At 52.8% G+C, this 25,323-nt stretch carries 23 protein-coding genes; 10 read left to right on the forward strand and 13 right to left on the reverse strand.

Annotated features, from left to right (window positions below; genetic code table 11):
* Positions 1 to 19: 19 nt before the first annotated feature.
* The 3 genes from recF to dnaA all read right to left on the reverse strand — a co-directional run bounded on the left by recF (position 20) and on the right by dnaA (position 3,799).
* Positions 20 to 1,093, reverse strand: a complete 1,074-nt coding sequence (gene recF / locus FDW97_RS15215) for a DNA replication/repair protein RecF (RefSeq protein ID WP_069323651.1) — start codon at positions 1,091 to 1,093, stop codon at positions 20 to 22.
* 197 nt (positions 1,094 to 1,290) lie between these two features.
* Positions 1,291 to 2,391, reverse strand: coding sequence for a DNA polymerase III subunit beta (gene dnaN / locus FDW97_RS15220; protein WP_005121477.1), 1,101 nt, complete (start codon positions 2,389 to 2,391; stop codon positions 1,291 to 1,293).
* Positions 2,392 to 2,395: 4 nt separating this feature from the next.
* Positions 2,396 to 3,799, reverse strand: a complete 1,404-nt coding sequence (gene dnaA / locus FDW97_RS15225) for a chromosomal replication initiator protein DnaA (RefSeq protein WP_003827078.1) — start codon at positions 3,797 to 3,799, stop codon at positions 2,396 to 2,398.
* Between the two features lie 605 nt (positions 3,800 to 4,404).
* Between dnaA and rpmH the strand changes: the two genes are divergently transcribed.
* The 9 genes from rpmH (at position 4,405) to FDW97_RS15270 (ending at position 12,066) form a co-directional block, all read left to right on the forward strand.
* The gene (gene rpmH, locus FDW97_RS15230) at positions 4,405 to 4,545 is read left to right on the forward strand and encodes a 50S ribosomal protein L34 (RefSeq protein ID WP_003023858.1); all 141 of its coding nucleotides are present in this window, start codon (positions 4,405 to 4,407) and stop codon (positions 4,543 to 4,545) included.
* A gap of 17 nt (positions 4,546 to 4,562) precedes the next feature.
* On the forward strand, positions 4,563 to 4,922 hold the full coding sequence (gene rnpA / locus FDW97_RS15235; RefSeq protein ID WP_003844432.1) for a ribonuclease P protein component: 360 nt from the start codon (positions 4,563 to 4,565) through the stop codon (positions 4,920 to 4,922).
* Positions 4,886 to 5,143, forward strand: a complete 258-nt coding sequence (gene yidD / locus FDW97_RS15240) for a membrane protein insertion efficiency factor YidD (protein WP_003023846.1) — start codon at positions 4,886 to 4,888, stop codon at positions 5,141 to 5,143. The genes rnpA and yidD overlap by 37 nt, the downstream gene beginning before the upstream one ends.
* 2 nt (positions 5,144 to 5,145) lie before the next feature.
* Positions 5,146 to 6,792: a membrane protein insertase YidC gene (yidC, locus tag FDW97_RS15245; RefSeq protein ID WP_006687746.1), complete on the forward strand. Its 1,647-nt coding sequence runs from the start codon at positions 5,146 to 5,148 to the stop codon at positions 6,790 to 6,792.
* Positions 6,793 to 6,897: 105 nt separating this feature from the next.
* Positions 6,898 to 8,262, forward strand: a complete 1,365-nt coding sequence (mnmE, locus tag FDW97_RS15250) for a tRNA uridine-5-carboxymethylaminomethyl(34) synthesis GTPase MnmE (RefSeq protein WP_137346619.1) — start codon at positions 6,898 to 6,900, stop codon at positions 8,260 to 8,262.
* A 181-nt stretch (positions 8,263 to 8,443) separates the two neighbouring features.
* Positions 8,444 to 9,625 (forward strand): MFS transporter, encoded by a 1,182-nt coding sequence (locus tag FDW97_RS15255; RefSeq protein ID WP_137351260.1) that lies wholly within the window; start codon positions 8,444 to 8,446, stop codon positions 9,623 to 9,625.
* Positions 9,594 to 10,553, forward strand: coding sequence for an HTH-type transcriptional regulator YidZ (gene yidZ, locus FDW97_RS15260; RefSeq protein WP_042311429.1), 960 nt, complete (start codon positions 9,594 to 9,596; stop codon positions 10,551 to 10,553). The genes FDW97_RS15255 and yidZ overlap by 32 nt, the downstream gene beginning before the upstream one ends.
* A 166-nt stretch (positions 10,554 to 10,719) precedes the next feature.
* Entirely contained in the window at positions 10,720 to 11,469 is a 750-nt protein-coding gene (locus FDW97_RS15265) for a 4'-phosphopantetheinyl transferase superfamily protein (protein WP_042311427.1), read from the forward strand.
* 30 nt (positions 11,470 to 11,499) lie between these two features.
* A complete protein-coding gene (locus FDW97_RS15270) occupies positions 11,500 to 12,066 on the forward strand; it encodes an NADPH-dependent FMN reductase (RefSeq protein ID WP_003023832.1) in 567 nt (188 codons plus the stop codon).
* A 56-nt stretch (positions 12,067 to 12,122) separates the two neighbouring features.
* Here the strand turns inward: FDW97_RS15270 and adeP are convergent, their stop codons facing one another.
* Positions 12,123 to 13,460 (reverse strand): adenine permease AdeP, encoded by a 1,338-nt coding sequence (gene adeP / locus FDW97_RS15275; RefSeq protein ID WP_006687753.1) that lies wholly within the window; start codon positions 13,458 to 13,460, stop codon positions 12,123 to 12,125.
* Positions 13,461 to 13,627: 167 nt separating this feature from the next.
* Here adeP and yieH point away from each other — a divergent pair, with 167 nt between their 5' ends.
* The gene (yieH, locus tag FDW97_RS15280) at positions 13,628 to 14,293 is read left to right on the forward strand and encodes a 6-phosphogluconate phosphatase (protein WP_137351261.1); all 666 of its coding nucleotides are present in this window, start codon (positions 13,628 to 13,630) and stop codon (positions 14,291 to 14,293) included.
* A gap of 52 nt (positions 14,294 to 14,345) precedes the next feature.
* On the opposite strand, the gene phoU is transcribed toward yieH, so the two are convergent.
* From phoU to atpD, 9 genes are all read right to left on the reverse strand, one after another.
* Positions 14,346 to 15,071, reverse strand: coding sequence for a phosphate signaling complex protein PhoU (phoU, locus tag FDW97_RS15285; RefSeq protein ID WP_038635754.1), 726 nt, complete (start codon positions 15,069 to 15,071; stop codon positions 14,346 to 14,348).
* A gap of 14 nt (positions 15,072 to 15,085) precedes the next feature.
* A complete protein-coding gene (pstB, locus tag FDW97_RS15290) occupies positions 15,086 to 15,859 on the reverse strand; it encodes a phosphate ABC transporter ATP-binding protein PstB (protein ID WP_003023821.1) in 774 nt (257 codons plus the stop codon).
* Between the two features lie 45 nt (positions 15,860 to 15,904).
* The gene (gene pstA, locus FDW97_RS15295; RefSeq protein WP_003827037.1) at positions 15,905 to 16,795 is read right to left on the reverse strand and encodes a phosphate ABC transporter permease PstA; all 891 of its coding nucleotides are present in this window, start codon (positions 16,793 to 16,795) and stop codon (positions 15,905 to 15,907) included.
* A complete protein-coding gene (pstC, locus tag FDW97_RS15300; RefSeq protein WP_038635761.1) occupies positions 16,795 to 17,754 on the reverse strand; it encodes a phosphate ABC transporter permease PstC in 960 nt (319 codons plus the stop codon). The genes pstA and pstC overlap by 1 nt, the downstream gene beginning before the upstream one ends.
* Positions 17,755 to 17,898: 144 nt before the next feature.
* A complete protein-coding gene (gene pstS, locus FDW97_RS15305; RefSeq protein WP_038635764.1) occupies positions 17,899 to 18,939 on the reverse strand; it encodes a phosphate ABC transporter substrate-binding protein PstS in 1,041 nt (346 codons plus the stop codon).
* A gap of 334 nt (positions 18,940 to 19,273) precedes the next feature.
* The gene (gene glmS / locus FDW97_RS15310) at positions 19,274 to 21,103 is read right to left on the reverse strand and encodes a glutamine--fructose-6-phosphate transaminase (isomerizing) (RefSeq protein ID WP_038635767.1); all 1,830 of its coding nucleotides are present in this window, start codon (positions 21,101 to 21,103) and stop codon (positions 19,274 to 19,276) included.
* 348 nt (positions 21,104 to 21,451) lie between these two features.
* The gene (glmU, locus tag FDW97_RS15315; RefSeq protein WP_137351262.1) at positions 21,452 to 22,822 is read right to left on the reverse strand and encodes a bifunctional UDP-N-acetylglucosamine diphosphorylase/glucosamine-1-phosphate N-acetyltransferase GlmU; all 1,371 of its coding nucleotides are present in this window, start codon (positions 22,820 to 22,822) and stop codon (positions 21,452 to 21,454) included.
* Between the two features lie 652 nt (positions 22,823 to 23,474).
* A complete protein-coding gene (locus FDW97_RS15320; protein ID WP_003023809.1) occupies positions 23,475 to 23,894 on the reverse strand; it encodes a F0F1 ATP synthase subunit epsilon in 420 nt (139 codons plus the stop codon).
* Positions 23,895 to 23,914: 20 nt separating this feature from the next.
* Positions 23,915 to 25,297, reverse strand: coding sequence for a F0F1 ATP synthase subunit beta (atpD, locus tag FDW97_RS15325; protein ID WP_006687764.1), 1,383 nt, complete (start codon positions 25,295 to 25,297; stop codon positions 23,915 to 23,917).
* Positions 25,298 to 25,323: the final 26 nt, after the last annotated feature.

Here is a 25,323-nt window from a genome sequence, read left to right on the forward strand (position 1 = left end):
TCGCTCATTTTATCTTGGGTTAATCCGTTATTTTACCCTTTTCCACGGTAAACATCTTCGAATTTTCATCGGACATGTCTATAACGTGTTCAGCGCTGATTGCGCTGACAAAGACCTGAGATTGCGTGGCTTTTAAGCGGCTGGCCAGCAGCCCGCGACGCGCATCATCCAGTTCAGAGGCAAAATCATCTATCAGGTACAGGCAGCGCCGTCCGCTTTCACGGGTCAGGAACTCCCCTTGCGCCAGACGTAAGGCGCACATTAGCAGTTTTAGCTGCCCACGCGACAACGTGTCTTCTACCGGCGCACCGTCGGCACGAATGCGGAAATCCGCCTTATGCGGGCCGTGTGCGGTGTAGGTCAACATGCGATCGCGTTCAAAACTGCGTTCCAGCACCTCGGCATAATCTGTCTCCTTCTCCCAACCACGCTGGAAAGAGAACGAGAGAGAAAACTCGGGAAGAAACTGCTGGCAGGTATCCGCCATATCCTGCGCGATACCCGCGCTGTACTCCGCGCGCCAGGTGCTGATTTGTTCCGCCAGCGGAATAAGTTCTCTATCCCACGGGCGCAGTTGCTCATAACGACTCACCTGGCGCAGTGCCGCATTGCGCTGCTTGAGCAGTCGCTTCAGGTTGCTCCAGGCGGTGAAAAATCCGGCTTCATTGTGAAAGCATCCCCAGTCAAGAAATGCTCTTCTGTATTTGGGGCCGCCGTTGAGTAAAGTAAACCCCTCTGGCGTGATCAGCTGCATCGGCATCAGGTGCGCCAGTTCAGCGACCTTGTGCCCGTCAGTGCCGTCAATGCGCACTTTGCTGTCGCCCAGTTTGTCTTTCGTCAGACCAATCGATGTCTCGCGCTCTTCTCCCTGCAATCGTCCGTGTAAAACAAACGACTCCTGCTCGTGGCGAATCACGCGGCCAATCTGCAAACTGCGAAACGCCCGGCCATGGCCGAGCGTATAGATGGCTTCCAGCACACTGGTTTTGCCGCTGCCGTTCGCGCCAACCAGGAAGTTAAAGCCGGGGGATAAAGCGAGATCCGCATTTTCAATATTGCGGAAATCTTTGATTAGCAGTCGGGATAGCGACATATCAACTCATAACCAGGGCGTTATCGTCGCAGTTAGTCTGGTTACGGCCAGCGCACAGCAACCGGAGCGTACTGAAGTACGTGAGGATTGCTCGCTGCGCTCGCCCTTCGGGCCGTCCATAGGACGTCCAAAATACTTCGTATTTTGTGCGAGCACTGCCCGGAGCCAGAATAACAAGTAAGATAGCCCGATATTCTTTACAAGCGCATAGGCATGACGACATAGGCTGCGGATTGGCTGGCCGCATCTTCAATCTGTACGCTCGATACGGAATCGGTCAGCAAAATACGCACGTTCTCGCACTTCAGCGCGTTCAGAACGTCAAGCACGTAGCTCACGTTAAAACCGATTTCCAGTTCTGTACCAGGATAGGAGACATCCAGAATTTCTTCTGCTTCTTCCTGCTCCGGGTTGTTGGCGGTGATTTTGAGCTGATTTTCGCTGACATACAGACGCACGCCGCGGAATTTCTCGTTAGAAAGAATTGCCGCACGGGCAAACGCCTGTTTAAGGATATCGCAACCGGCTTCCAGATGTTTGTCCGGATTCTTCGGCAATACGCGGCGATAATCCGGGAAACGGCCATCAACCAGCTTGGAGGTGAAGATGAAATCGCCCACGTGCGCACGAATGTTGTTGCTGCCAATCTGCACGCGCAGCGGGTTGTCACCGCCGTCGAGCATACGCATCAGTTCAATCACGCCTTTACGCGGTACGATCACCGAATGGCTGGGCAACGGCTGACCGACAGGCATTGAACAAACCGCCAGACGGTGACCGTCGGTCGCCACGGTACGCAGCTCTTCCCCTTCGGTTTCAAACAGCATGCCGTTTAAGTAGTAACGCACGTCCTGATGCGCCATCGAAAACTGCGTGGCTTCAATCAGGCGCTTCATCGTGGCCTGCGGCAGGGTGAATTCGACTTCGCTCTGCCAGTCATCCAGATTAGGGAAGTCGGCGGCAGGCAGCGTGGACAGCGAGAAACGGCTGCGACCAGAGCGTACCAGCATGCGGTCGCCTTCCAGTTGAACGGCAATTTCCGCGCCTTCCGGCAATCCGCGGCAAATGTCGAAGAATTTACGCGCCGGAACGGTAGTAGCACCAGGTTCATGAGGCTGGATCAACGCCACGCGCGCCACCATCTCCATTTCGAGATCGGTACCAGTCAGAGAAAGCGCACCGTCAGCGACCTGCAGCAGCAGGTTTCCGAGGATCGGCAGTGTAGGACGTCCACCCAGCGGGCCGCTGACCTGCTGAAGCGGTTTTAATAAATGTTCACGTTCAACGGTAAATTTCATAGCGTCACGAAGATAATGTTCTGATTAAATTGGAGAAATCTTCTTTAATATCATGGCTTTCTTCACGCAACTGCTCAATCTTGCGGCAGGCATGAAGCACGGTAGTATGGTCACGCCCACCAAACGCGTCGCCAATTTCCGGCAGACTGTGGTTAGTGAGCTCTTTTGCCAGCGCCATCGCCATCTGGCGCGGACGAGCTACCGAGCGAGATCGACGCTTTGACAGCAGATCCGCAATTTTGATTTTGTAATACTCCGCCACCGTCTTCTGAATATTGTCGATGGTGACCAACTTTTCCTGCAAAGCCAGCAGATCGCGCAGCGCTTCGCGCACGAAATCGATGGTAATCGCCCGGCCGGTAAAATTGGCGTTGGCGATCACGCGGTTCAGTGCGCCTTCCAGTTCACGCACGTTAGAGCGTAGACGCTTGGCAATAAAGAACGCCACTTCACCCGGCAGACGAATGTCGTTTTCGTCAGCTTTTTTCATCAGGATCGCCACGCGGGTTTCCAACTCAGGCGGTTCGATCGCAACAGTCAGCCCCCAGCCAAAGCGGGATTTCAGTCGATCTTCAACGCCATTGATCTCCTTCGGATAACGATCCGACGTCAGGATGATCTGCTGATTACCTTCCAGCAGGGCGTTGAAGGTGTGGAAGAATTCTTCCTGCGAGCGCTCTTTGTTGGCAAAGAACTGGATGTCATCGATCAGCAGCGCGTCGACGGAGCGGTAGTAGCGTTTAAACTCTTCGATCGCATTGTTTTGCAGAGCTTTAACCATGTCCTGCACAAAACGCTCGGAGTGCATATACACCACTTTCGCGTTCGGTTTACGCGCCATAATGCCGTTACCGACAGCATGCAACAGGTGGGTTTTACCCAGACCCGTACCACCATAAAGGAATAACGGATTGTAGGCGCCGCCAGGGTTGTCCGCCACCTGACGTGCCGCCGCGCGCGCCAGTTGGTTAGATTTACCTTCAACGAAATTATCAAACGTATGTTTGACGTTGACGTTAGAGCGATAGGTAGGTTCTGCCGGAGCCGGGACGTTGTCCCAGCCTGGACGCGCCGCCGGAGCAGCACGTTGCGGTTGTACTTGTTGCGCCACATGGGCAGGCGCGACAACGTTGTTCACCGGCGTCTTCAGCGTTTGCGTGACGGGTTTAGTTCCGACCTCAAAACGCAGCTGTGGGGCATCCGCTCCGCAGAAGTTATTTAGTAATCCATTAATATTATTAAGGTATTTGTCCCTTACCCAATCGAGCACAAAACGGTTTGGCGCATACAAAGCCAGCGTGTTATCGCTCAGTTCCGCCTGCAACGGGCGTATCCACATACTGAATTCTGTGGCTGGTAACTCATCCTGCAATCGGGCAAGACACTGCTGCCAAAGCGAAAGTGACACGGCGGACTCCACTCGAACAAAAGTCGATAAATGACAAAGGCTGAAACATTCATGATTGTTGACGCACATCGACAAGACCCTATGCAAAGGGTGACGTGCGAATTGCTATCTGCAATTTTACCCGATCAGGATCCATTGAAACGATCGGGACCGCGGATCATAGCGTAAACTGAGAAAGAGATCTTCTGTTTCTCACAGATTCTTCCCGATTTATCCACAGGATGATCCAGAATCGGCTAAGTGTAAACGATCCTGGAGAAGTGCTGCAGGTTTTAGCGCGCATATTGAAAAAATTAATGAGTAAAGATGCTTTACTGCTTAAACGATCTAATAAAGATCCCGGGCGATCCTTGCGCTTTATCCACCAGCCCGTATAATTCTTACCCCCAGCGAGTAACGGTCGCCTTACGGCGTCAACGCTGCCTGTTTTTCACACAAAACCTTGTGGAAAAAAGCGGGAAATAAGGAAAGAGAATTGACTCCGGAGTGTACAATTATTACAATCCGGCCTCTTTAATCACCCACACTGTGGCGTAAGTCGTTCGAAACTCGTTCGGGTATACGCAAAAGTCAGTGAATTTATTCAAGTTTAGGTAGAAATCGCCATGAAACGCACTTTTCAACCGTCTGTACTGAAGCGCAACCGTTCTCACGGCTTCCGTGCTCGTATGGCTAATAAAAATGGTCGTCAGGTTCTGGCACGTCGTCGTGCTAAAGGCCGTTCTCGTCTGACCGTTTCTAAGTAATAAAAGCTAGCCCCTGAGTGGTTAAGCTCGCATTTCCCAGGGAGTTACGTTTGTTAACTCCCACTCATTTCACATTCGTCTTCCAGCAGCCACAACGGGCTGGCACGCCGCAAATCACCATCCTCGGCCGCCTGAATTCGCTGGGGCATCCCCGTATCGGTCTTACCGTCGCCAAGAAAAATGTTAAACGTGCGCATGAACGCAATCGGATTAAACGTCTGACGCGTGAAAGCTTCCGTTTACGTCAGCACGAACTTCCCGCAATGGATTTCGTGGTAGTGGCGAAAAAAGGGGTTGCTGACCTCGATAACCGTGCTCTCTCGGAAGCGTTGGAAAAATTATGGCGTCGCCATTGTCGCCTGGCTCGCGGGTCCTGATAGCCCTCATTCGGGTCTATCAACGCCTGATCAGTCCGCTGCTTGGGCCGCATTGCCGTTTCACTCCAACCTGTTCGAGCTACGGAATTGAGGCATTGCGCAGGTTTGGAGTGATAAAAGGCAGTTGGTTGACGGTGAAACGCGTATTAAAATGCCACCCTTTACACCCTGGTGGTGACGATCCCGTCCCGCCCGGACCATTTGATACCAGAGAACACTAACGATGGATTCGCAACGCAATCTTTTAGTCATCGCTTTGCTGTTCGTGTCTTTCATGATCTGGCAAGCCTGGGAGCAGGATAAAAACCCGCAACCTCAGGCCCAACAGACCACGCAGACAACGACCACCGCAGCGGGTAGCGCCGCAGACCAGGGCGTACCGGCCAGTGGCCAGGGGAAACTGATTACGGTTAAAACTGACGTGCTTGATCTGACCATCAACACCCGTGGTGGTGATGTGGAACAGGCTTCGCTGCCAGCTTACCCGAAAGAACTTGGTTCTACCGAACCGTTCCAGTTACTGGAAACCACGCCACAGTTCATCTACCAGGCACAGAGTGGCCTGACCGGTCGTGACGGCCCGGATAACCCGGCTAACGGCCCACGTCCGCTGTACAACGTCGAAAAAGACGCATTTGTACTGGCAGACGGTCAGAACGAACTGCAGATCCCGATGACCTATACTGACGCAGCGGGTAACACATTCACTAAAACGTTTGTCCTCAAGCGTGGTGAATATGCTGTCAACGTTAACTACAGCGTGCAGAACGCCGGCGAGAAACCGCTGGAAATCTCCACCTTTGGTCAGCTGAAGCAATCCATCAATCTGCCATCTCATCGCGACACCGGTAGCAGCAACTTTGCGCTGCACACCTTCCGTGGCGCGGCGTACTCCACGCCGGATGAGAAGTATGAGAAATACAAATTCGACACCATTGCTGAAAACGAAAACCTGAACGTCAACGCTAAAGACGGTTGGGTCGCAATGCTGCAACAGTATTTCGCAACGGCATGGGTTCCGCGTAACGACGGCACCAACAACTTCTACACCGCTAACCTGGGTAACGGCATTGCCGCTATCGGCTATAAATCTCAGCCGGTACTGGTACAGCCAGGCCAGACTGGCGCGATGACCAGCACCCTGTGGGTCGGCCCGGAAATTCAGGACAAAATGGCGGCCGTTGCACCGCACCTGGATCTGACCGTGGATTACGGCTGGTTGTGGTTCATCTCTCAGCCGCTGTTTAAACTGCTGAAGTGGATCCATAGCTTCCTGGGTAACTGGGGCTTCTCCATCATCGTTATCACCTTTATCGTTCGTGGCATCATGTACCCGCTGACCAAAGCGCAGTACACCTCCATGGCGAAGATGCGTATGCTGCAGCCGAAGATTCAGGCTATGCGTGAGCGTCTGGGCGATGACAAACAGCGTCAGAGCCAGGAAATGATGGCCCTGTACAAAGCTGAGAAGGTTAACCCGCTGGGCGGCTGCTTCCCGCTGATCATCCAGATGCCAATCTTCCTGGCGTTGTACTACATGCTGATGGGCTCCATTGAACTGCGTCATGCGCCGTTCGCGCTGTGGATCCATGACCTGTCTGCACAGGACCCGTACTACATCCTGCCGATCCTGATGGGCGTGACGATGTTCTTCATTCAGAAGATGTCTCCGACCACCGTGACCGACCCGATGCAGCAGAAGATCATGACCTTTATGCCGGTCATCTTCACCGTGTTCTTCCTATGGTTCCCGTCAGGTCTGGTGCTGTACTATATCGTCAGCAACCTGGTAACCATTATTCAGCAGCAGCTGATTTACCGTGGTCTGGAGAAGCGTGGGCTGCATAGCCGCGAGAAGAAAAACTCCTGATTCGGTGTAGGCCGGATTAGGCGAAACCGCCATCCGGCAAACGGAACATAACGTAAAGGGCGGTCATTAGACCGCCTTTTTTATTGCATCACAAAGAGACATATCATGAGCCATAACGACACCATCGTCGCTCAGGCCACCCCTCCGGGACGTGGTGGCGTGGGTATCCTGCGTATCTCCGGCCTGAAAGCGCGCGAGGTCGCAGAAACCGTGCTGGGCAAACTGCCAAAACCGCGTTATGCCGATTATCTGCCGTTTAAAGACGCAGATGGCAGCGCGCTGGATCAAGGCATTGCCCTGTGGTTTCCCGGCCCAAACTCCTTTACCGGTGAAGACGTTTTAGAGCTGCAGGGTCACGGCGGTCCGGTGATTCTTGATCTGCTGCTCAAACGTATTCTGACCATTCCCGGGCTGCGCATTGCCAGACCCGGTGAATTCTCCGAGCGCGCATTTCTCAATGATAAGCTCGATTTAGCCCAGGCCGAGGCGATTGCCGACCTGATCGATGCCAGCTCGGAGCAAGCGGCTCGCTCGGCGCTGAACTCGTTGCAGGGCGCCTTTTCCGCACGGGTAAATCATCTTGTGGAAGCGCTCACTCACCTGCGCATCTACGTGGAAGCGGCGATTGATTTCCCGGATGAAGAAATCGACTTCCTGTCTGACGGCAAGATTGAAGCGCAGCTCAATAGCGTTATCAGCGACCTTGATGCCGTACGTGCCGAAGCGCGTCAGGGCAGCCTGCTGCGCGAAGGGATGAAGGTCGTGATTGCTGGTCGCCCGAACGCCGGGAAATCAAGCCTGCTAAACGCGCTGGCAGGCCGCGAAGCCGCCATTGTCACCGACATCGCCGGCACCACCCGCGACGTACTGCGTGAGCATATCCATATCGACGGCATGCCGCTGCACATTATCGACACCGCCGGTCTGCGCGATGCCAGCGATGAAGTGGAACGAATTGGGATCGAACGCGCATGGCAGGAAATCGAACAGGCCGATCGCGTACTGTTTATGGTTGATGGCACCACCACCGACGCCGTGGACCCGGCTGACATCTGGCCCGACTTTATTGCCCGTCTGCCTGCCAAACTACCTATTACCGTGGTGCGTAACAAAGCGGATATTACCGGTGAAACGCTGGGTCTTAGCAAAGTAAATGGCCACTCACTGGTGCGTCTCTCCGCACGTACCGGGGAAGGCGTTGACGTGCTGCGCAACCATCTCAAGCAGAGCATGGGCTTTGAAACCAATATGGAAGGCGGCTTCCTGGCGCGTCGTCGTCACCTACAGGCGCTGGCAGAAGCGGCGGAGCATCTCGAGCAGGGCAAAGCCCAACTGCTCGGAGCATGGGCCGGGGAATTGCTGGCAGAGGAGCTACGTCTGGCTCAGCAAAACCTCAGTGAGATTACCGGTGAATTTACCTCCGACGATCTGCTGGGACGGATTTTCTCCAGCTTCTGTATCGGTAAGTAACGTGTGTTACCCGGTGGCGCGATGCCTACCGGGTCTACAGGCCCCGTAGTCTGGATAAGGTGTTTACGCTCCCGTCCTGCAACAATAATTTCCCATGAGGAAAATACTGTTGTCCAAATGGCAACTCGTGCAGTTGACTCTCTGCCCGTATCCTTAGCGCCACATTCCTTATGAGGTCGCTATGACACGCTTTCTAATCTGTAGTTTTGCCCTGGTTCTACTTTATCCCGCCGGTATTGATATGTATCTGGTGGGACTGCCTCGCATTGCGGCCGATCTACAGGCCAGCGAGGCGCAACTGCATATCGCGTTTTCGGTTTATCTGGCGGGAATGGCGACGGCGATGCTTTTCGCCGGAAAGGTCGCCGACCAGTCAGGACGTAAACCGGTCGCCATAGTCGGCGCTCTCATCTTTATTTTCGCCTCTGCGCTGTGTTCATTTGCCGAGAGCGGTACACCGTTCCTGGTCGGCCGCTTTATTCAGGGCGTAGGCGCAGGCTGCTGCTATGTGGTGGCCTTCGCTATTCTGCGCGATACGCTCGACGATCGCCGCCGGGCAAAAGTGCTGTCGCTGTTGAACGGAATCACCTGTATCGTACCGGTGCTGGCTCCAGTCATGGGGCATCTGATTATGCTCAAGTATCCGTGGCAAAGCCTGTTCTACACGATGATGGGTATGGGTGTAGTCGTATGCCTGCTGTCGGTATTTATCCTGCGAGAATCGCGCCCAGCGGCCCTCACGACGTCTACACCAAAGAACCACACCAACGAATCTTTGGTGAACCGTTTTTTCTTAAGCCGCCTGGCCATAACCACCCTCAGCGTGTCGGTGATCCTGACCTTCGTGAATACCTCTCCGGTGCTGCTGATGGAAGTGATGGGCTTCGACCGTGGTGAATACGCCACGACGATGGCTATGACCGCAGGCATCAGTATGGCGGTCTCTTTCTCGACGCCGTTCGCCCTCAGTGTATTCAAGCCTCGCGTTCTGATGCTGACTTCACAAGCGTTGTTTCTGGCAGCGGGCGTAGTGTTAACCCTTGCCGCCTCACACGCAGTAACGCTGTTTGGGCTGACTTTAATCTGCGCCGGGTTCTCGGTTGGTTTTGGTGTCGCCATGAGTCAGGCGCTGGGACCGTTCTCGCTGCGTGCAGGGGTTGCCAGCTCGGCGTTAGGTATTGCGCAGGTTTGCGGTTCATCACTATGGATTTGGCTGGCAGCGGTCCTCGGCCTTGATGCGCTGAATATGCTGATCGGGATTCTGATTGGCTGTAGCATAGTGAGTATCATGCTGATTATCACTGTTGCCCCCAACCGGTCCGCGCCAACTCATGAAGAAATCCCTCAGCAGTCTCGATCTTAATTTGTTGCTCTGCCTGCAACTATTGATGCAGGAACGCAGCGTTACCAAAACCGCCAAACGGATGAACGTCACGCCGTCGGCGGTCAGTAAGTCGCTGTCGAAACTGCGGACCTGGTTTGACGACCCGTTGTTTGTAAACACCCCGCTGGGACTTACGCCGACGCCGTTAATGGTCAGCATGGAGCAGAATCTGGCAGAGTGGATGCAGATGAGCAATCAATTGCTGGATAAGCCGCACCATGAGGCTCCGCGCGGGTTGAAGTTTGATCTGGTGGCCGAAACGCCGTTGGTCATGATCATGTTTAACGCCCTCTCCCGGCAGATCTATCAGCGTTATCCCCAGGCGACGATCAAAATACGCAACTGGGACTATGATTCGCTGGATGCGATTATTCGCGGCGAGGTGGATATCGGCTTCACCGGCCGCGAAAGCCATCCGCGTTCGCGAGAACTGCTGAGCCTACTGCCGTTGTCGATCGACCATGAAGTGTTGTTTTCCGATCTCCCTTGCGTCTGGCTACGTGAAGATCATCCGGCATTGCAGGAAGAGTGGAGTCTGGATACATTTCTGCGCTATCCCCACATCAGTATTAGCTGGGAGCAAAGCGATACCTGGGCGCTGGACGATGTGCTTCAGGAGATGGGGCGCACACGCAATATCGCGTTATGCCTGCCAGGTTTTGAGCAGTCGCTGTTTATGGCCGCCCAGCCGGATCATGCGCTGATAGCCACAGCGCCGGTCTATTGTCAGCGTTATAACCAACTCCACCAGCTTCCGCTAGTGGCGCGTCCTATGCCATTTGATGCTGCGCAGTTAGAGAAAATGCGCGTACCGTTCACCCTCCTTTGGCATAAACGTAACAGCCATAATCCGAAGATCGTCTGGCTGAAAGAAACGATCAAGGCGCTGTATCGCGATATGTCCTGACGATCCGCCGCCACAGTGTTGCTTAAATGACCATTCTGGCAACAGAAATGTAAATGTCGCGTAATGTATCCCGTTTCCGTTTATTTTTTAACCCGTAAAACCTGCCTGAACGCCGTGTAAATGTTACTCTGGTTATAATCACGGACCATTAATCACGGAGCGAAAAATGGCGACACATTTTGCCAGAGGGATTCTTACGGAGGGACACCTGGTTTCAGTTCGTCTCCCTACTCCATATCACATTGAAGCAAGTAATCTACCCGCTCACCGTCGAACACGCTTCCTGGCCTCCCGAAGTCTTCTCGCAGAACTGATGTTCATGCTTTACGGCACCAGCACGTTGCCTGAGATTGTTACTGAGGCGAAAGGTAAGCCCGTTTTTCGCGATAAAAACCTGCCGGGATTTTCGATTTCTTATGCCGGAAATATTGTTGGCGTTGCACTGACAACAGAAGGTGTTTGCGGCCTGGATATGGAGCTTCAGCGAGCGACACGCGGTTTTCACAATCCGAATTCAACACAAACCTGGCGCTTCTCCAGTAACGAAAATCTGTGGATCAATAACCAAAACGACCCTAACGAAGCGCGTGCGCAACTCATTACGTTGCGCCAGAGCGTTCTCAAACTCACCGGCGATGTGTGTAATGACGATCCGCGCGAACTCCAGCTTTTACCCGGCGCAGGGCGTCTGAAATGTGCCCATGTTGCGCAGGTGGAAGCCATTTGCGATGCGGAAGATGTGTTGGTGTGGTCGGTTGCGGTTACGCCAACCATTGAAAAACTCAAGGTTTGGGAGTTTGATGGTAAACAGGACTGGAAAAGTTTGCCTGATATCCAGACTCGCGCCAATGAGCCAACGGGTCGTCTGATCCGGTTCTCTCAATTATGCGCAGCGAAAAGCCATACGCTTAACTGATTTAACCTTCATGATGAAACAGGAGTCACCATGTCTGAAACATTGAATGTTGTTACGTTACTGGGAAGTCTGCGCAAAGGTTCGTTTAACGGCATGGTTGCCCGCACACTGCCTAAAATTGCGCCCGCAGGAATGGAAGTGAGCGCGTTACCGTCGATTGGTGATATCCCGCTGTACGATGCCGACCTCCAGCAGGAAGAAGGTTTCCCGGCCAGCGTAGAAGCGCTGGCAGAGCAAATCAGGAAAGCTGATGGTGTTGTTATCGTGACACCGGAATATAACTATTCTGTTCCTGGCGGACTGAAAAACGCCATCGACTGGCTGTCCCGCCTGCCCGATCAGCCATTATCTGGCAAGCCGGTACTGATTCAGACCAGCTCAATGGGCGCTATTGGCGGCGCGCGCTGTCAGTACCATCTGCGTCAGATCCTGGTGTTCCTCGACGCCATGGTGATGAACAAGCCGGAATTTATGGGCGGCGTCATTCAGAACAAGGTGGACCCGCAGACGGGTGAAGTCATCGACCAAAGCACGCTGGACCATCTTACCGGTCAACTGACCGCATTTGGCGACTACATTCAGCGCGTGAAAGCGTAAACGAAAAAGCCCGGCGATTTGCCGGGCTTGTCTTTCTAAAACCAAATAAACAGCGATCAGTGCGCGTCGATAAACACAATCTTCAGTACAAACAGCAGCGCGACAACGATGACGCACGGGCTGAGATCGCGCAAACGTCCGGTCCCGATTTTCATCACGCAGTAGGAAATAAAGCCCAGCGCGATACCTTCGGTAATCGAGAAGCTAAACGGCATCATCACGGCGGTAATAAACGCCGGAACCGCTTCTGTCAGGTCATCCCACTTCACGCGCGACAGGCTTGATGTCATCAGCACACCGACGTAAATCAGCGCACCGGCCGCGGCATAGCCCGGCACCATTCCCGCCAGCGGCGACAGGAAGATAACCAGCAGGAACAGCAGGCCAACGACCACGGCTGTCAGACCGGTACGTCCGCCGACAGAAACCCCGGAAGAAGATTCAATATACGCGGTAACGGAAGAAGTACCGATAAACGCGCCGGTAACAGATGACACGCTATCTACATACAACGCCTGCTTCATACGCGGGAACTTGCCCTTCGCATCCGCCAGACCGGCTTTATCCGTAACGCCAATCAGCGTACCGGAGGAGTCGAACAGGTTGACCAGCATGAATGAGAAAATCACCCCCGCCAGGCCAATATTAAACGAACCGGCCAGATCGACATGGCCAATAACGGACATCACGCTCGGTGGCGCAGAGACGATACCGTTGTAATGCACATCGCCCAGCATCCAGCCCAGTAACGTGGTCACAATGATGGAGATCAGCACCGCCGCATGAATGTTGCGTGACGCCAGAATCGCGATGATAAAGAAGCCCAGAATACCGAGCAGCACGCTGTGAGACGTCAGGTTGCCGATGGACACCAGCGTGTCTTTGTTCGCCACGATAACACCGGCGTTTTTCAGCCCCATCATGCCGATGAACAGACCAATACCGCTGGTGATCCCCACGCGCAGGCTAACCGGGATATTTGCAATCATCCAATAACGTACGCGGAAAATTGTCAGCAGCAGCAAACCTACCGCGCCCCAGAAGATAGCGCCCATACCAATCTGCCAGGAGAGGCCCATCGCGCCGACGACCACGAAAGCAAAGAATGCGTTCAGGCCCATAGCAGGCGCAAGTGCGACCGGCAGGTTGGCAAACAGGCCCATCAGGATGCTACCAAAAGCAGCAATAAGACAGGTGGTAACAAAGACAGCGCTGGTATCCATGCCAGCTACGCCAAGAATTTGCGGGTTAACAAAAACGATATACACCATCGTCAGGAAGGTCGTTAAACCGGCGATCACTTCGGTCCGTGCCGTCGTGCCATGTTCGCGCAGTTTGAACACGCGTTCCAGCATCCCCTGGCCAGAAGCCTGGGTTGTGTGTTGTTGACTCATTATCAATTTCCGAACAAGGAGGGAAAATTCGTCGCTATCCTATACCAAAATGCGACAATAGGGTTGGGTTATGAGCAACTTTTTTCATTGATTTTGCTTATACGGCAACGATTGCGTGGCCCAATAATGCATTACGAAAACGTTAAACTTGTTAAAATGGAAATGACATGTCCCAGATAGAAGCCGTATTTTTTGACTGTGACGGTACCCTTGTCGACAGTGAAGTGATTTGTTCTCGCGCGTATGTCAGCATGTTCCAGGCGTTCGGCATTACGCTCGATCTTGAAGAAATTTTTAAACGCTTCAAAGGGGTAAAGCTGTACGAGATCATCGACATTATCAACGAAGAGCACGGTGTCGAACTGGCAAGAGCTGATTTAGAACCGATTTACCGCGCTGAGGTCGCACGTCTGTTCGATACGGAACTGGAGGTGATCGCTGGCGCTAATGCGCTACTGGACAGTATGACAGTGCCCATGTGCGTAGTCTCTAACGGTCCGGTCAGTAAAATGCAGCATTCGCTGGGTAAGCTGGGCATGTTGCACCATTTTCCTGATTTATTGTTCAGCGGTTACGATATCCAACGCTGGAAGCCCGATCCGGACCTGATGTTTCATGCGGCAACAGCGATGGACGTCAACGTTGAGAACTGCATTCTGGTCGATGATTCCAGTGCTGGCGCGCAGGCGGGGATTGCGGCGGGAATGGAAGTATTCTATTTCTGCGCCGATCCGCACAACAAACCGATCGATCATCCAAAAGTGACGACTTTTACCGATTTGGCCCAGTTGCCGGAATTGTGGAAAGCGCGCGGATGGAATATTACGCGTTAACTGAAATGCCGGATGGCGCTGACGCTCATCCGGCCTATTTTCTACGTTTTTATTACTCTTTCGGATCTTTCCCCGCCAGCAGCTTATCCAGCTCATCACCACCTACATGACGGAAATCTTGTCCCTTCACGAAGTAGAAAATGTATTCGCAGATATTCTGGCAACGGTCACCGATACGCTCGATGGAACGGGCGCAAAACAGCGCGGTAAGCACGCTTGGGATAGTACGCGGGTCTTCCATCATATAGGTCATCAGCTGACGCACGATGCCTTCATATTCCTGGTCAACTTTCTTATCTTCACGATAAATACGTACCGCTTCGTCCAGATCCATACGCGCAAACGCATCCAGCACGTCATGCAGCATCTGCACAGTGTGGCGGCCCAGTGATTCCAGGCTGACCAGCAGCGGCTGATGCTGATGCGAGAATTTCTCCAGCGCGGTGCGACAAATTTTGTCCGCCACGTCGCCAATACGCTCCAGCTCAGCGATGGTTTTGATAATCGCCATCACCAGGCGCAGGTCGCTGGCGGTCGGCTGACGTTTGGCAATAATACGCACGCAGGCTTCGTCGATCGCCACTTCCATCATGTTGACGTTCTTATCGCCTTCAATGACGCGCTTCGCCAGCTCGCTGTCCTGGTTATGCATGGCGGTAATCGCATCAGAAAGCTGCTGCTCCACCATACCGCCCATGGTCATCACCTGGGTACGGATGCTTTCCAGCTCTGCGTTGAACTGGCCGGAAATATGTTTATTTAGGTTAAGGTTATCCACAACAAGCTCCTGAATCAGCCGTAACGACCGGTGATGTAGTCTTCAGTTTGTTTCTTCGCGGGCTTGGTGAACAGATCGTCCGTGTTGCTGAACTCAATCAACTCGCCCAGGTACATAAATGCCGTGTGATCGGAACAACGTGCCGCCTGCTGCATGTTGTGGGTCACGATAACAACGGTGTAATCCTCTTTCAGCTCGGTGATCAGCTCTTCGATACGCCCGGTAGAGATCGGGTCGAGCGCTGAACATGGCTCATCCAGCAGAAGCACTTCCGGGCGAATGGCGATGCCACGCGCAATGCACAGACGCTGCTGCTGACCACCAGAGAGAGAGTACCCACTCTGGTGTAATTTATCTTTGGTTTCGTTCCACAATGCGGCCTTAGTCAATGCCCACTGCACACGCTCGTCCATATCCGCACGAGAGAGTTTCTCAAACAGACGCACGCCAAACGCGATGTTGTCGTAGATGGACATCGGGAACGGCGTCGGCTTCTGGAATACCATCCCCACTTTGGCACGCAGCAGCGCGATATCCTGGGTATTGGTGAGAATATTGTCGCCATCCAGCAGGATTTCACCTTCCGCACGCTGTTCCGGGTACAGCTCAAACATTTTGTTGAACGTTCGAAGCAGCGTCGATTTACCACAGCCTGACGGCCCGATAAACGCCGTAACCTGGTTTTTAGCAATATCCAGGTTGATGTTCTTCAGGGCATGGAATTTGCCATAGTAGAAGTTCAAATCACGAACCTGAATCTTACCCGGGGCAGTATCAACCATACTCATTTCAATCTATTCCTCATCCGGCGCCACATCAGCCACGCCGTAAAATTAACCGTGTTTCTTCTTCGCGAAAATGACGCGCGCCAGAATGTTCAGCAGCAGTACGCACAGGGTAATAATCAGTACCCCAGCCCAGGCCAGTTGCTGCCACTCAGCAAACGGGCTCATCGCAAACTTAAAGATAGTGACCGGCAGGTTGGCGATAGGCTGCATCATGTCGGTGCTCCAGAACTGATTGGAGAGCGATGTAAACAGCAGCGGAGCCGTTTCACCGGCAATACGCGCAATAGCCAGCAGGACACCTGTAATAATGCCCGAGACAGACGCCTTCAGAGTGATTGCAGAAATCATCTTCCACTTCGGCGTACCCAGCGCATAGGCAGCTTCACGCAGGCTGTCCGGCACCAGTTTGAGCATGTTCTCTGTAGTACGAATAACAATGGGCACCTGCAGTAGCGCCAGCGCGATAACGCCCGCCCAGCCGGAGAAGTGCTCCATTTTTGCTACCACAATGGTGTAAACGAACAGACCCACCACGATTGATGGTGCAGAAAGCAGGATGTCATTGATAAAGCGGATGACCTCAGCCAGCCAGGACTTACGTCCGTACTCAGCCAGGTAGATGCCCGCCATAATACCCAGCGGGGTACCAAACACGGTCGCCCACAGAATCAACAGTCCGCTACCGGCCAGAGCGTTCGCCAGACCACCACCAGCTGTATTCGGCGGCGGCGTCATTTCGGTGAATAGCGCCAGCGACATACCGTCGATGCCACGGGTAATCGTGGACATCAGGATCCAGATAAGCCAGAACAGACCGAACGCCATGGTCGCCATAGAGAGCGTCAGGGCTATACGGTTCTTCAGGCGGCGACGCGCCTGCATTTTACGGCGGGATTCCGCAAGCGCAGTGGTGTTTTGCATTTCAAGCGTAGCCATTAGCGTGCCCCCTCGTTCTTCGCAAGGCGCATGATCATGAACTTAGACGCAGCCAGTACGATGAAGGTGATCACAAACAGAATCAGGCCCAACTCCATCAACGCGGCAACGTGCAGACCTGATTCCGCTTCGGCAAATTCATTCGCCAACGCAGAGGTAATACTGTTGCCCGGCATATACAGCGATGCACTGTCGAGCTGATAGGTGTTACCGATGATAAAGGTCACCGCCATGGTCTCGCCAAGTGCGCGACCCAGACCCAACATCACGCCGCCGATCACGCCATTTTTGGTGAACGGGAGGACGATGCGCCAGATAACTTCCCAGGTGGTACAACCGATGCCGTAGGCTGACTCTTTCATCAGCACCGGCGTTTGTTCGAACACATCGCGCATAACCGCCGCAATGTAAGGAATAATCATAATGGCGAGGATCACGCCCGCAGCCAGAATCCCAATACCAAACGCCGGACCAGCAAACAACGCGCCAACAAACGGAATGTTGGAAAGGATGTTACCGACCGGTTCCTGGAAATAAGTCGCAAACAACGGAGCAAAGATAAACAGGCCCCACATGCCGTACACGATACTTGGAATTGCCGCCAGCAGCTCAATAGCGATACCCAGCGGGCGACGCAGCCAGCCGGGCGCAAGTTCAGTCAGGAACAAAGCAATGCCGAAACTCACCGGAACGGCAATCAGCAGTGCGATAAGCGAAGTAACCAGCGTACCGTAAATCGGGACTAATGCACCGTAGATATCATTTGGCGCATCCCATTCTTTAGTCCACAGGAAGGAGAAACCAAATTTCTGAATGCTTGGCCAGGAGGAGATAACCAGAGAGACAATGATGCCACCCAACATCAATAGCACAATCAGCGCAGCCAGTTTTACCAGCGCGCTGAATATCATGTCACCCTTTTTACCCGGTGGGTTAAAAGCAGGCTTTGTTGCAGCCATAAATCACTCTTTAAGTTAAACGCGTTTACTAAGTTGCCCATGCCGGATGGCGCTACGCTTATCCGGCCTACACTCAGGGCCTACGGTAGAAACCGTAGGGCGGATAAGCGTAGCGCCATCCGCCAATTCGTCAAAGATATTCTATTAGTACAGCGCTTTACCGCTGCTGTCTTTCACGTTGGTTTTCCATGCAGCACGAACCTGCTCAACCACGCTGTCCGGCAGGCTGGCATAATCCAGGTCATTAGCCTGTTTGCCGCCATTTTTGTACGCCCAGTCGAAGAACTTCAGCACTTCAGCGCCCTGCTCAGGTTTCTTCTGCTCTTTATGCACCAGGATGAAGGTGGTGGAAGTGATTGGCCACGCATCGTCACCTTTCTGGTTGGTTAGATCCTGCGCGAAGGTTTTGCTCCAGTCAGCGCCTTTCGCGGCGTTAGCAAAGTTCTCTTCGGTCGGGCTTACCGGTTTGCCATCAGCAGAGACCAGCCTGGTGTACGCCAGATTGTTCTGCTTAGCGTAAGCGTACTCAACGTAGCCGATTGAACCAGGCAGACGTTGGACGAATGCGGCGATACCGTCGTTACCTTTACCGCCCAGACCGGTCGGCCAGTTAACGGTAGAACCGGAACCAATTTTAGATTTCCACTCTTCGTTCACTTTTGCCAGGTAGCTGGTGAAGACGAAGGAAGTACCGGAACCGTCAGCACGACGCACAACGGCGATGTTCTGCGAAGGCAGTTTCAGACCTGGGTTCAGTTTGGTGATGGCTTCATCATCCCACTTCTTAATTTTGCCGAGGTAGATGTCGCCCAGCGTTTTACCGTCAAGCACCAGCTCGCCGGATTTCAGGCCAGGGATATTCACCGCCAGCACCACACCGCCGATCACGGTCGGGAACTGGAACAAGCCTTCTTGATTGAGTTTTTCGTCAGACAGCGGCGCATCTGAGGCACCGAAATCAACGGTATTCGCAGTGATTTGTTTTACACCACCGGAGGAGCCGATACCCTGGTAGTTTACTTTGCTACCAGTCTCTTTCTGATAGGTATCTGCCCATTTGGCATACACTGGCGCAGGAAAAGTTGCACCTGCACCTGTCAGGCTCGCTGCAGCAAAGGCAGAGAACGCGCTCATGGATAAGGTCGCGGCGACAACAGTTGCGACAGTGGTACGCATAACTTTCATAATGTCTCCTGCACGGTTTTCGTAAATTGTTGTTTGAGTTGCTACTGTGAGCAAAATAGGACAAACAGGTGACAGTTAAATGTACGAAATATGACAGTTTTATGACAATGAAAAATAATGCGCCAGGAACAATTAAAAACAGTATAAAAACATAAGGTTAATCGATTATGTGACAATCATATTTCGGCAAAATTTTCTTTTTATGACACTGAAAACAGTAGCTGAAGATGACGGTTTGTCACATAAAACAAGCGGGATAATTGATTAAAAACAGAACAAGCTTAAAAAAATGCCCCGCTTTAAGCAGGGCATTTTCAGTTCAGCGAGGTTCGGCTTATTCCACGGTAACCGACTTCGCCAGGTTACGTGGCTGGTCCACGTCGGTGCCTTTAATCAGCGCCACGTGATACGCCAGCAGTTGCAGCGGAACGGTGTAGAAGATCGGTGCAATCACCTCTTCCACATGCGGCATCTCGATGATGTGCATGTTTTCGCTACTGGTAAAGCCAGCATCCTGATCGGCAAAGACGTACAGCTGACCGCCGCGGGCCCGAACTTCTTCAATGTTGGATTTCAGTTTTTCCAGCAGTTCGTTGTTCGGTGCGACCACGATAACCGGCATATCGGCATCGATCAGCGCCAGCGGACCGTGCTTCAGTTCGCCTGCGGCATAAGCTTCAGCGTGAATATAAGAGATCTCTTTCAGCTTCAGCGCGCCTTCCAGCGCAATCGGATACTGATCGCCACGGCCCAGGAATAGCGCATGGTGCTTATCAGAGAAACCTTCCGCCAGAGCGGCAATGCGTTTGTCCTGGGAGAGCATCTGCTCAATACGGCTCGGCAGCGCCTGCAGACCATGAACGATCTCTTGCTCAATAGACGCATCCAGACCTTTCAGACGAGACAGCTTAGCCACCAGCATCAGCAGAACGGTCAACTGAGTGGTAAAGGCTTTCGTCGAGGCCACACCGATTTCGGTACCGGCATTGGTCATCATCGCCAGGTCGGATTCACGCACCAGAGAGGACCCCGGTACGTTACAGATAGCCAGCGAGCCCAGATAACCCAGCTCTTTAGACAAACGCAGACCCGCCAGGGTATCCGCCGTTTCACCAGACTGGGAAAGGGTGATCATCAGGCTGTTACGACGCACGGCAGATTTGCGATAGCGGAATTCAGAGGCGATTTCGACATCACAAGGAATACCGGCCAGCGACTCAAACCAGTAGCGGGACACCATACCGGAGTTGTATGACGTGCCACAGGCGATAATCTGGATATGCTCAACCTGAGACAGCAGCTCATTAGCACGCGAACCCAGCTCGCTTAAATCCACTTCACCGTGGCTAATGCGCCCGGTCAGCGTATTTTTAATCGCATTCGGTTGTTCGTAGATCTCTTTCTGCATGTAGTGGCGATAAATACCTTTTTCGCCCGCGTCATATTGCAGATTCGATTCGATATCCTGACGTTTCACTTCCGCGCCAGACTTGTCGAAAATAGAGACCGAACGACGGGTCACTTCCGCGATGTCACCCTCTTCCAGGAAGATAAAGCGACGGGTTACCGGCAGCAGCGCCAGCTGATCGGAAGCAATAAAGTTTTCACCCATACCCAGACCAATCACCAGCGGGCTACCAGAACGAGCCGCCAGCAGCGTTTCCGGGCTACGGGTATCCATGATCACCGTCCCGTAGGCACCGCGCAGTTGCGGAATAGTACGCAGTACGGCTTCACGCAGCGTCCCACCCTGTTCCAGCTCCCAGTGCACCAGGTGAGCAATCACTTCGGTATCGGTTTCAGAAACAAAGGTGTAACCACGCGTTTTCAGCAGTTCACGCAGCGGTTCATGGTTTTCAATGATGCCGTTATGCACCACGACAATGTGTTCAGAAACATGGGGATGCGCGTTCGCTTCTGAAGGTTCTCCGTGGGTCGCCCAACGGGTATGAGCGATACCGGTACCGCCATGCAGCGGATGTTCTTCCGCTGCAGCAGTTAGCATCTGCACTTTACCCAGACGACGCAGGCGAGTCATATTGCCTTCAGCATCGACAACGGCCAGACCAGCAGAGTCATAACCACGATATTCCAGACGACGTAAACCTTCGAGAAGGATTTCAGCTACATCACGCTGCGCGATAGCGCCAACAATTCCACACATATTTTTTGATTCCGAATTTAGGCATTTGCCTGTCGTTGTCGCTGACCTGTTTCCCCTTCGTCTTTCACTCCGTAGCTACGTTGGCTACGCTTGCTCACTACGGTCACTTACTTTAGTAAGCTCTCGTAGATTCCCAAGCTTGCCGCCTTGCTACAGCGCGAAATACTTTGGGTAATACCCGTATTCCGGGCGCCCCGAGCCTTGTAGAGAGTGGGGTTATTTTTATGGTACTGCTTGTTGAGCGGAGGATTATGTTATCCCCTCGTCTCTGGTCTGCCTGATGGCGCTCACGCTTATCAGGCCTACAGAACGTCACCGCACGCAGGCCACCATCCGGCAAAAACTGAATTACTTTTTCTTCACCGGGCGCTGCCAGCCTTGTTTATGGACCTGAGGCACACGGCTTAATACCAGTTCGTTATCGGCAACATCGCGAGTTACGGTCGTCCCCGCCGCGATGGTGGCGCCTTTACCCACGGTGACAGGTGCCACCAGCTGAGTATCGGAACCGACAAACACATCATCGCCAATAATGGTTTTAAATTTATTCGCGCCATCGTAGTTGCAGGTGATCGTACCGGCGCCGATGTTTACGTTATCGCCAATTTCCGCATCGCCCAGATAGGTCAGGTGACCCGCTTTAGAGCCTTTACCCAGACGCGCTTTTTTCATTTCGACGAAGTTACCCACGTGTGCGCCTTCCTGCAGCTCTGCACCCGGGCGCAGACGCGCGAAAGGACCGATGGTGCATGCTGCTTCCAGATGCGCATCTTCCACCACGCTGTACGGACTTAGCTCACAACCATCACCAATCACGCTGTTTTTGATGATGCAGCCAGCACCAATCTTGACGCGATCCCCAACGGTTACGTTACCTTCAATGATAACGTTAGTATCAATTTCGACATCGCGCCCGTGAATAAGCGTACCGCGAAGATCAAAACGTGCCGGATCGCGCAGCATCACGCCCGCCAGCAGCAGTTTTTCTGCCTGCTCGGACTGATAAACACGCTCCAGACGAGAGAGCTGAAGACGGTTGTTCACCCCTTCCGTTTCACTGATTCGTGCCGGATGTACCGCAGCAATTTCGCGCCCTTCCTGATATGCCATCGCAATGATATCGGTGATGTAGTATTCACCCTGCACGTTGTTGTTGGTCAGTTTGGACAGCCAGTGCTTCAGGTCTGCGCCGTTGGCAATCAGGATGCCGGTGTTGATTTCCTGGATTTGACGCTGCTCGTCAGTGGCATCCTTATGTTCAACAATGCCTGTGACTTTACCGTTATCACGCGTAATTCGCCCATAACCCGATGGGTCGTCCAGTTTAACCGTTAACAAGCCGATTCCACCCTGCGGTTTAGCATCACGCAGGCGACGTAGTGTTTCGGTGGAGATCAGCGGCACATCGCCATAGAGCATTAAGATGTCTTCGTCATCACTAAAGAATGGTGCCGCCTGTTGCATTGCATGACCGGTACCCAACTGCTCGGCCTGCAGTACCCAGTTCAGGTTGCCATCTTTCAGCGTCTGCTTAAGCAAATCACCACCGTGTCCGTAGACCAGATGTACGTGAGTCGCGCCTAATTCATTAGCGGCATCAATGACATGCTGCACCATCGGTTTTCCTGCGAGGGTATGCAGCACTTTAGGGAGATCGGAATACATACGCGTGCCTTTGCCTGCGGCAAGGATCACGACGCTCATAGCGTTATTCAACATACACGTCCTGACTGTAATTTGAGAACGAATTTATACCGTTTCACATTGAAAATACTACATTTTTTTCATCGTGAAAGGGACCGAAGATAAAACGTTCAATCGGGGAAATTCCCCATCTGATAACTGTCTATTTTCGTCTATATCTACGTGTTTTGTCTCCCCAAAACCAGCAGTCTGCTCTTATTAAAGCCTTAGGTGGATGTTTTTGCTATTTTTTTGCCGCATAAATAAAGAATGACATTAGCGAAGGTATGATTTTAGGCATGCAATTCAGTGGGAAGCAGAAAAGGCAAACACGACAATACGATGTGGAAGAAAAGAGCAGGAGGGGGGGAATTTAACAAATGGCGCTAGCTGATAAACTGCATTACGCATCGCGCCACAGAGCAGGCAGGGAAGACTAAAAACTCATATTGCTGAACAGGGCGATGATTTTGTTGATCAATTTCATGTTGGTATCTCTTTTTTATCTGAGTTTATTATGTGATATACATCACAAAAAAAGAGTCTACGCCTCAATTTTTAATCAATCAATATTTTTTGATCTAAATCACGAAATAATAAAAATGCTTTTTATTTCCATTTTCCTGAAACAAAGCGAAAAAAAAGCCAGCCTGGAAACCAGACTGGCCTTGTGTTTTTCAAGCCGGTGTTACATCGCTTTTTTGGTCAACTCGATAACGCGTAGTTTCGCGATCGCTTTGGCCAGTTCCGCAGATGCCTGAGCGTAATCCACGTCACCATGAGAGCTCTTGATATGCTCTTCAGCCTTACGCTTCGCTTCCAGGGCTCTCGCTTCATCGAGATCCTGTCCGCGAATCGCGGTGTCAGCCAGTACGGTCACGCTGCCAGGCTGCACTTCGAGAATGCCGCCGGACAGGTAGATAAACTCTTCATGACCGAACTGTTTAACGATGCGGATCATACCAGGCTTAATGGCGGTGAGCAGCGGAGCGTGACCCGGGAAAATACCCAGTTCACCTTCACTACCCGTTACCTGGATTTTTTCGACCAGACCAGAGAACATTTGTTGCTCTGCGCTGACGACGTCCAGGTGGTAAGTCATTGCCATATCACCCTCCGATTAAGGCGTTAAAGTTTTTTGGCTTTTTCCACAGCTTCTTCGATGGAACCAACCATGTAGAACGCCTGCTCTGGCAGGTGGTCGTATTCGCCTTCCATGATGCCTTTAAAGCCACGGATGGTGTCTTTCAGGGAAACGTATTTACCTGGAGAACCGGTGAATACTTCCGCAACGAAGAACGGCTGGGACAGGAAGCGCTGGATCTTACGCGCACGTGCTACCACCAGTTTATCTTCTTCAGACAGTTCATCCATACCCAGGATGGCGATGATGTCTTTCAGTTCCTGATAACGCTGCAGCAGGGACTGTACGCCACGCGCGGTGTCGTAGTGTTCCTGACCAACAACCAGCGGATCCAGCTGACGGCTGGTGGAATCCAGCGGGTCAACGGCCGGGTAGATACCCAGGGATGCGATCTGACGGCTCAGTACCACGGTTGCATCCAGGTGAGCAAAGGTGGTTGCTGGGGATGGGTCAGTCAAGTCATCCGCAGGTACGTATACCGCCTGAACGGAGGTGATAGAACCGGTTTTGGTAGAGGTGATACGTTCCTGCAGAACACCCATCTCTTCCGCCAGGGTCGGCTGGTAGCCTACCGCTGATGGCATACGACCCAGCAGTGCAGATACTTCAGTACCGGCCAGGGTGTAACGGTAGATGTTATCAACGAACAGCAGAACGTCACGACCTTCGTCACGGAACTTCTCAGCCATGGTCAGACCGGTCAGAGCAACGCGCAGACGGTTTCCCGGCGGCTCGTTCATCTGGCCATATACCAGGGATACTTTGTCCAGAACGTTGGAGTCGGTCATTTCGTGGTAGAAGTCGTTACCCTCACGAGTACGTTCACCAACGCCCGCAAACACTGAGTAACCGGAGTGTTCGATCGCGATGTTACGGATCAGCTCCATCATGTTTACGGTTTTACCTACACCCGCACCACCGAACAGACCAACTTTACCGCCCTTCGCGAATGGACACATCAGGTCGATAACTTTGATGCCGGTTTCCAGCAGTTCCTGAGAACTGGACAGTTCTTCATAGGTAGGCGCTGCGCGGTGGATAGCCCAACGCTCTTCTTCACCGATATCGCCTTTCATGTCGATCGGGTGACCCAGGACGTTCATGATACGACCCAGGGTTGCTTTACCTACCGGGACTTCGATCGGGTGCTCAAGGTCTTTAACTTCCAGACCACGACGCAGACCGTCGGAAGAACCCATGGCGATGGTACGTACGATACCGCCGCCGAGCTGCTGCTGAACTTCCAGCACCAGGCTCTCTTTACCATTCATAACCTCAAGAGCATCGTACACGCGCGGTACGGCATCCTGAGGGAATTCGACGTCAACCACGGCGCCGATTACCTGGACAATTTTTCCAGTAGCCATCTTGAATCCTCTACGAATTAACCTGG

Origin of the sequence: Citrobacter sp. wls708 (assembly GCF_005281255.1) — a bacterium.
Lineage (GTDB): Bacteria > Pseudomonadota > Gammaproteobacteria > Enterobacterales > Enterobacteriaceae > Citrobacter > Citrobacter werkmanii.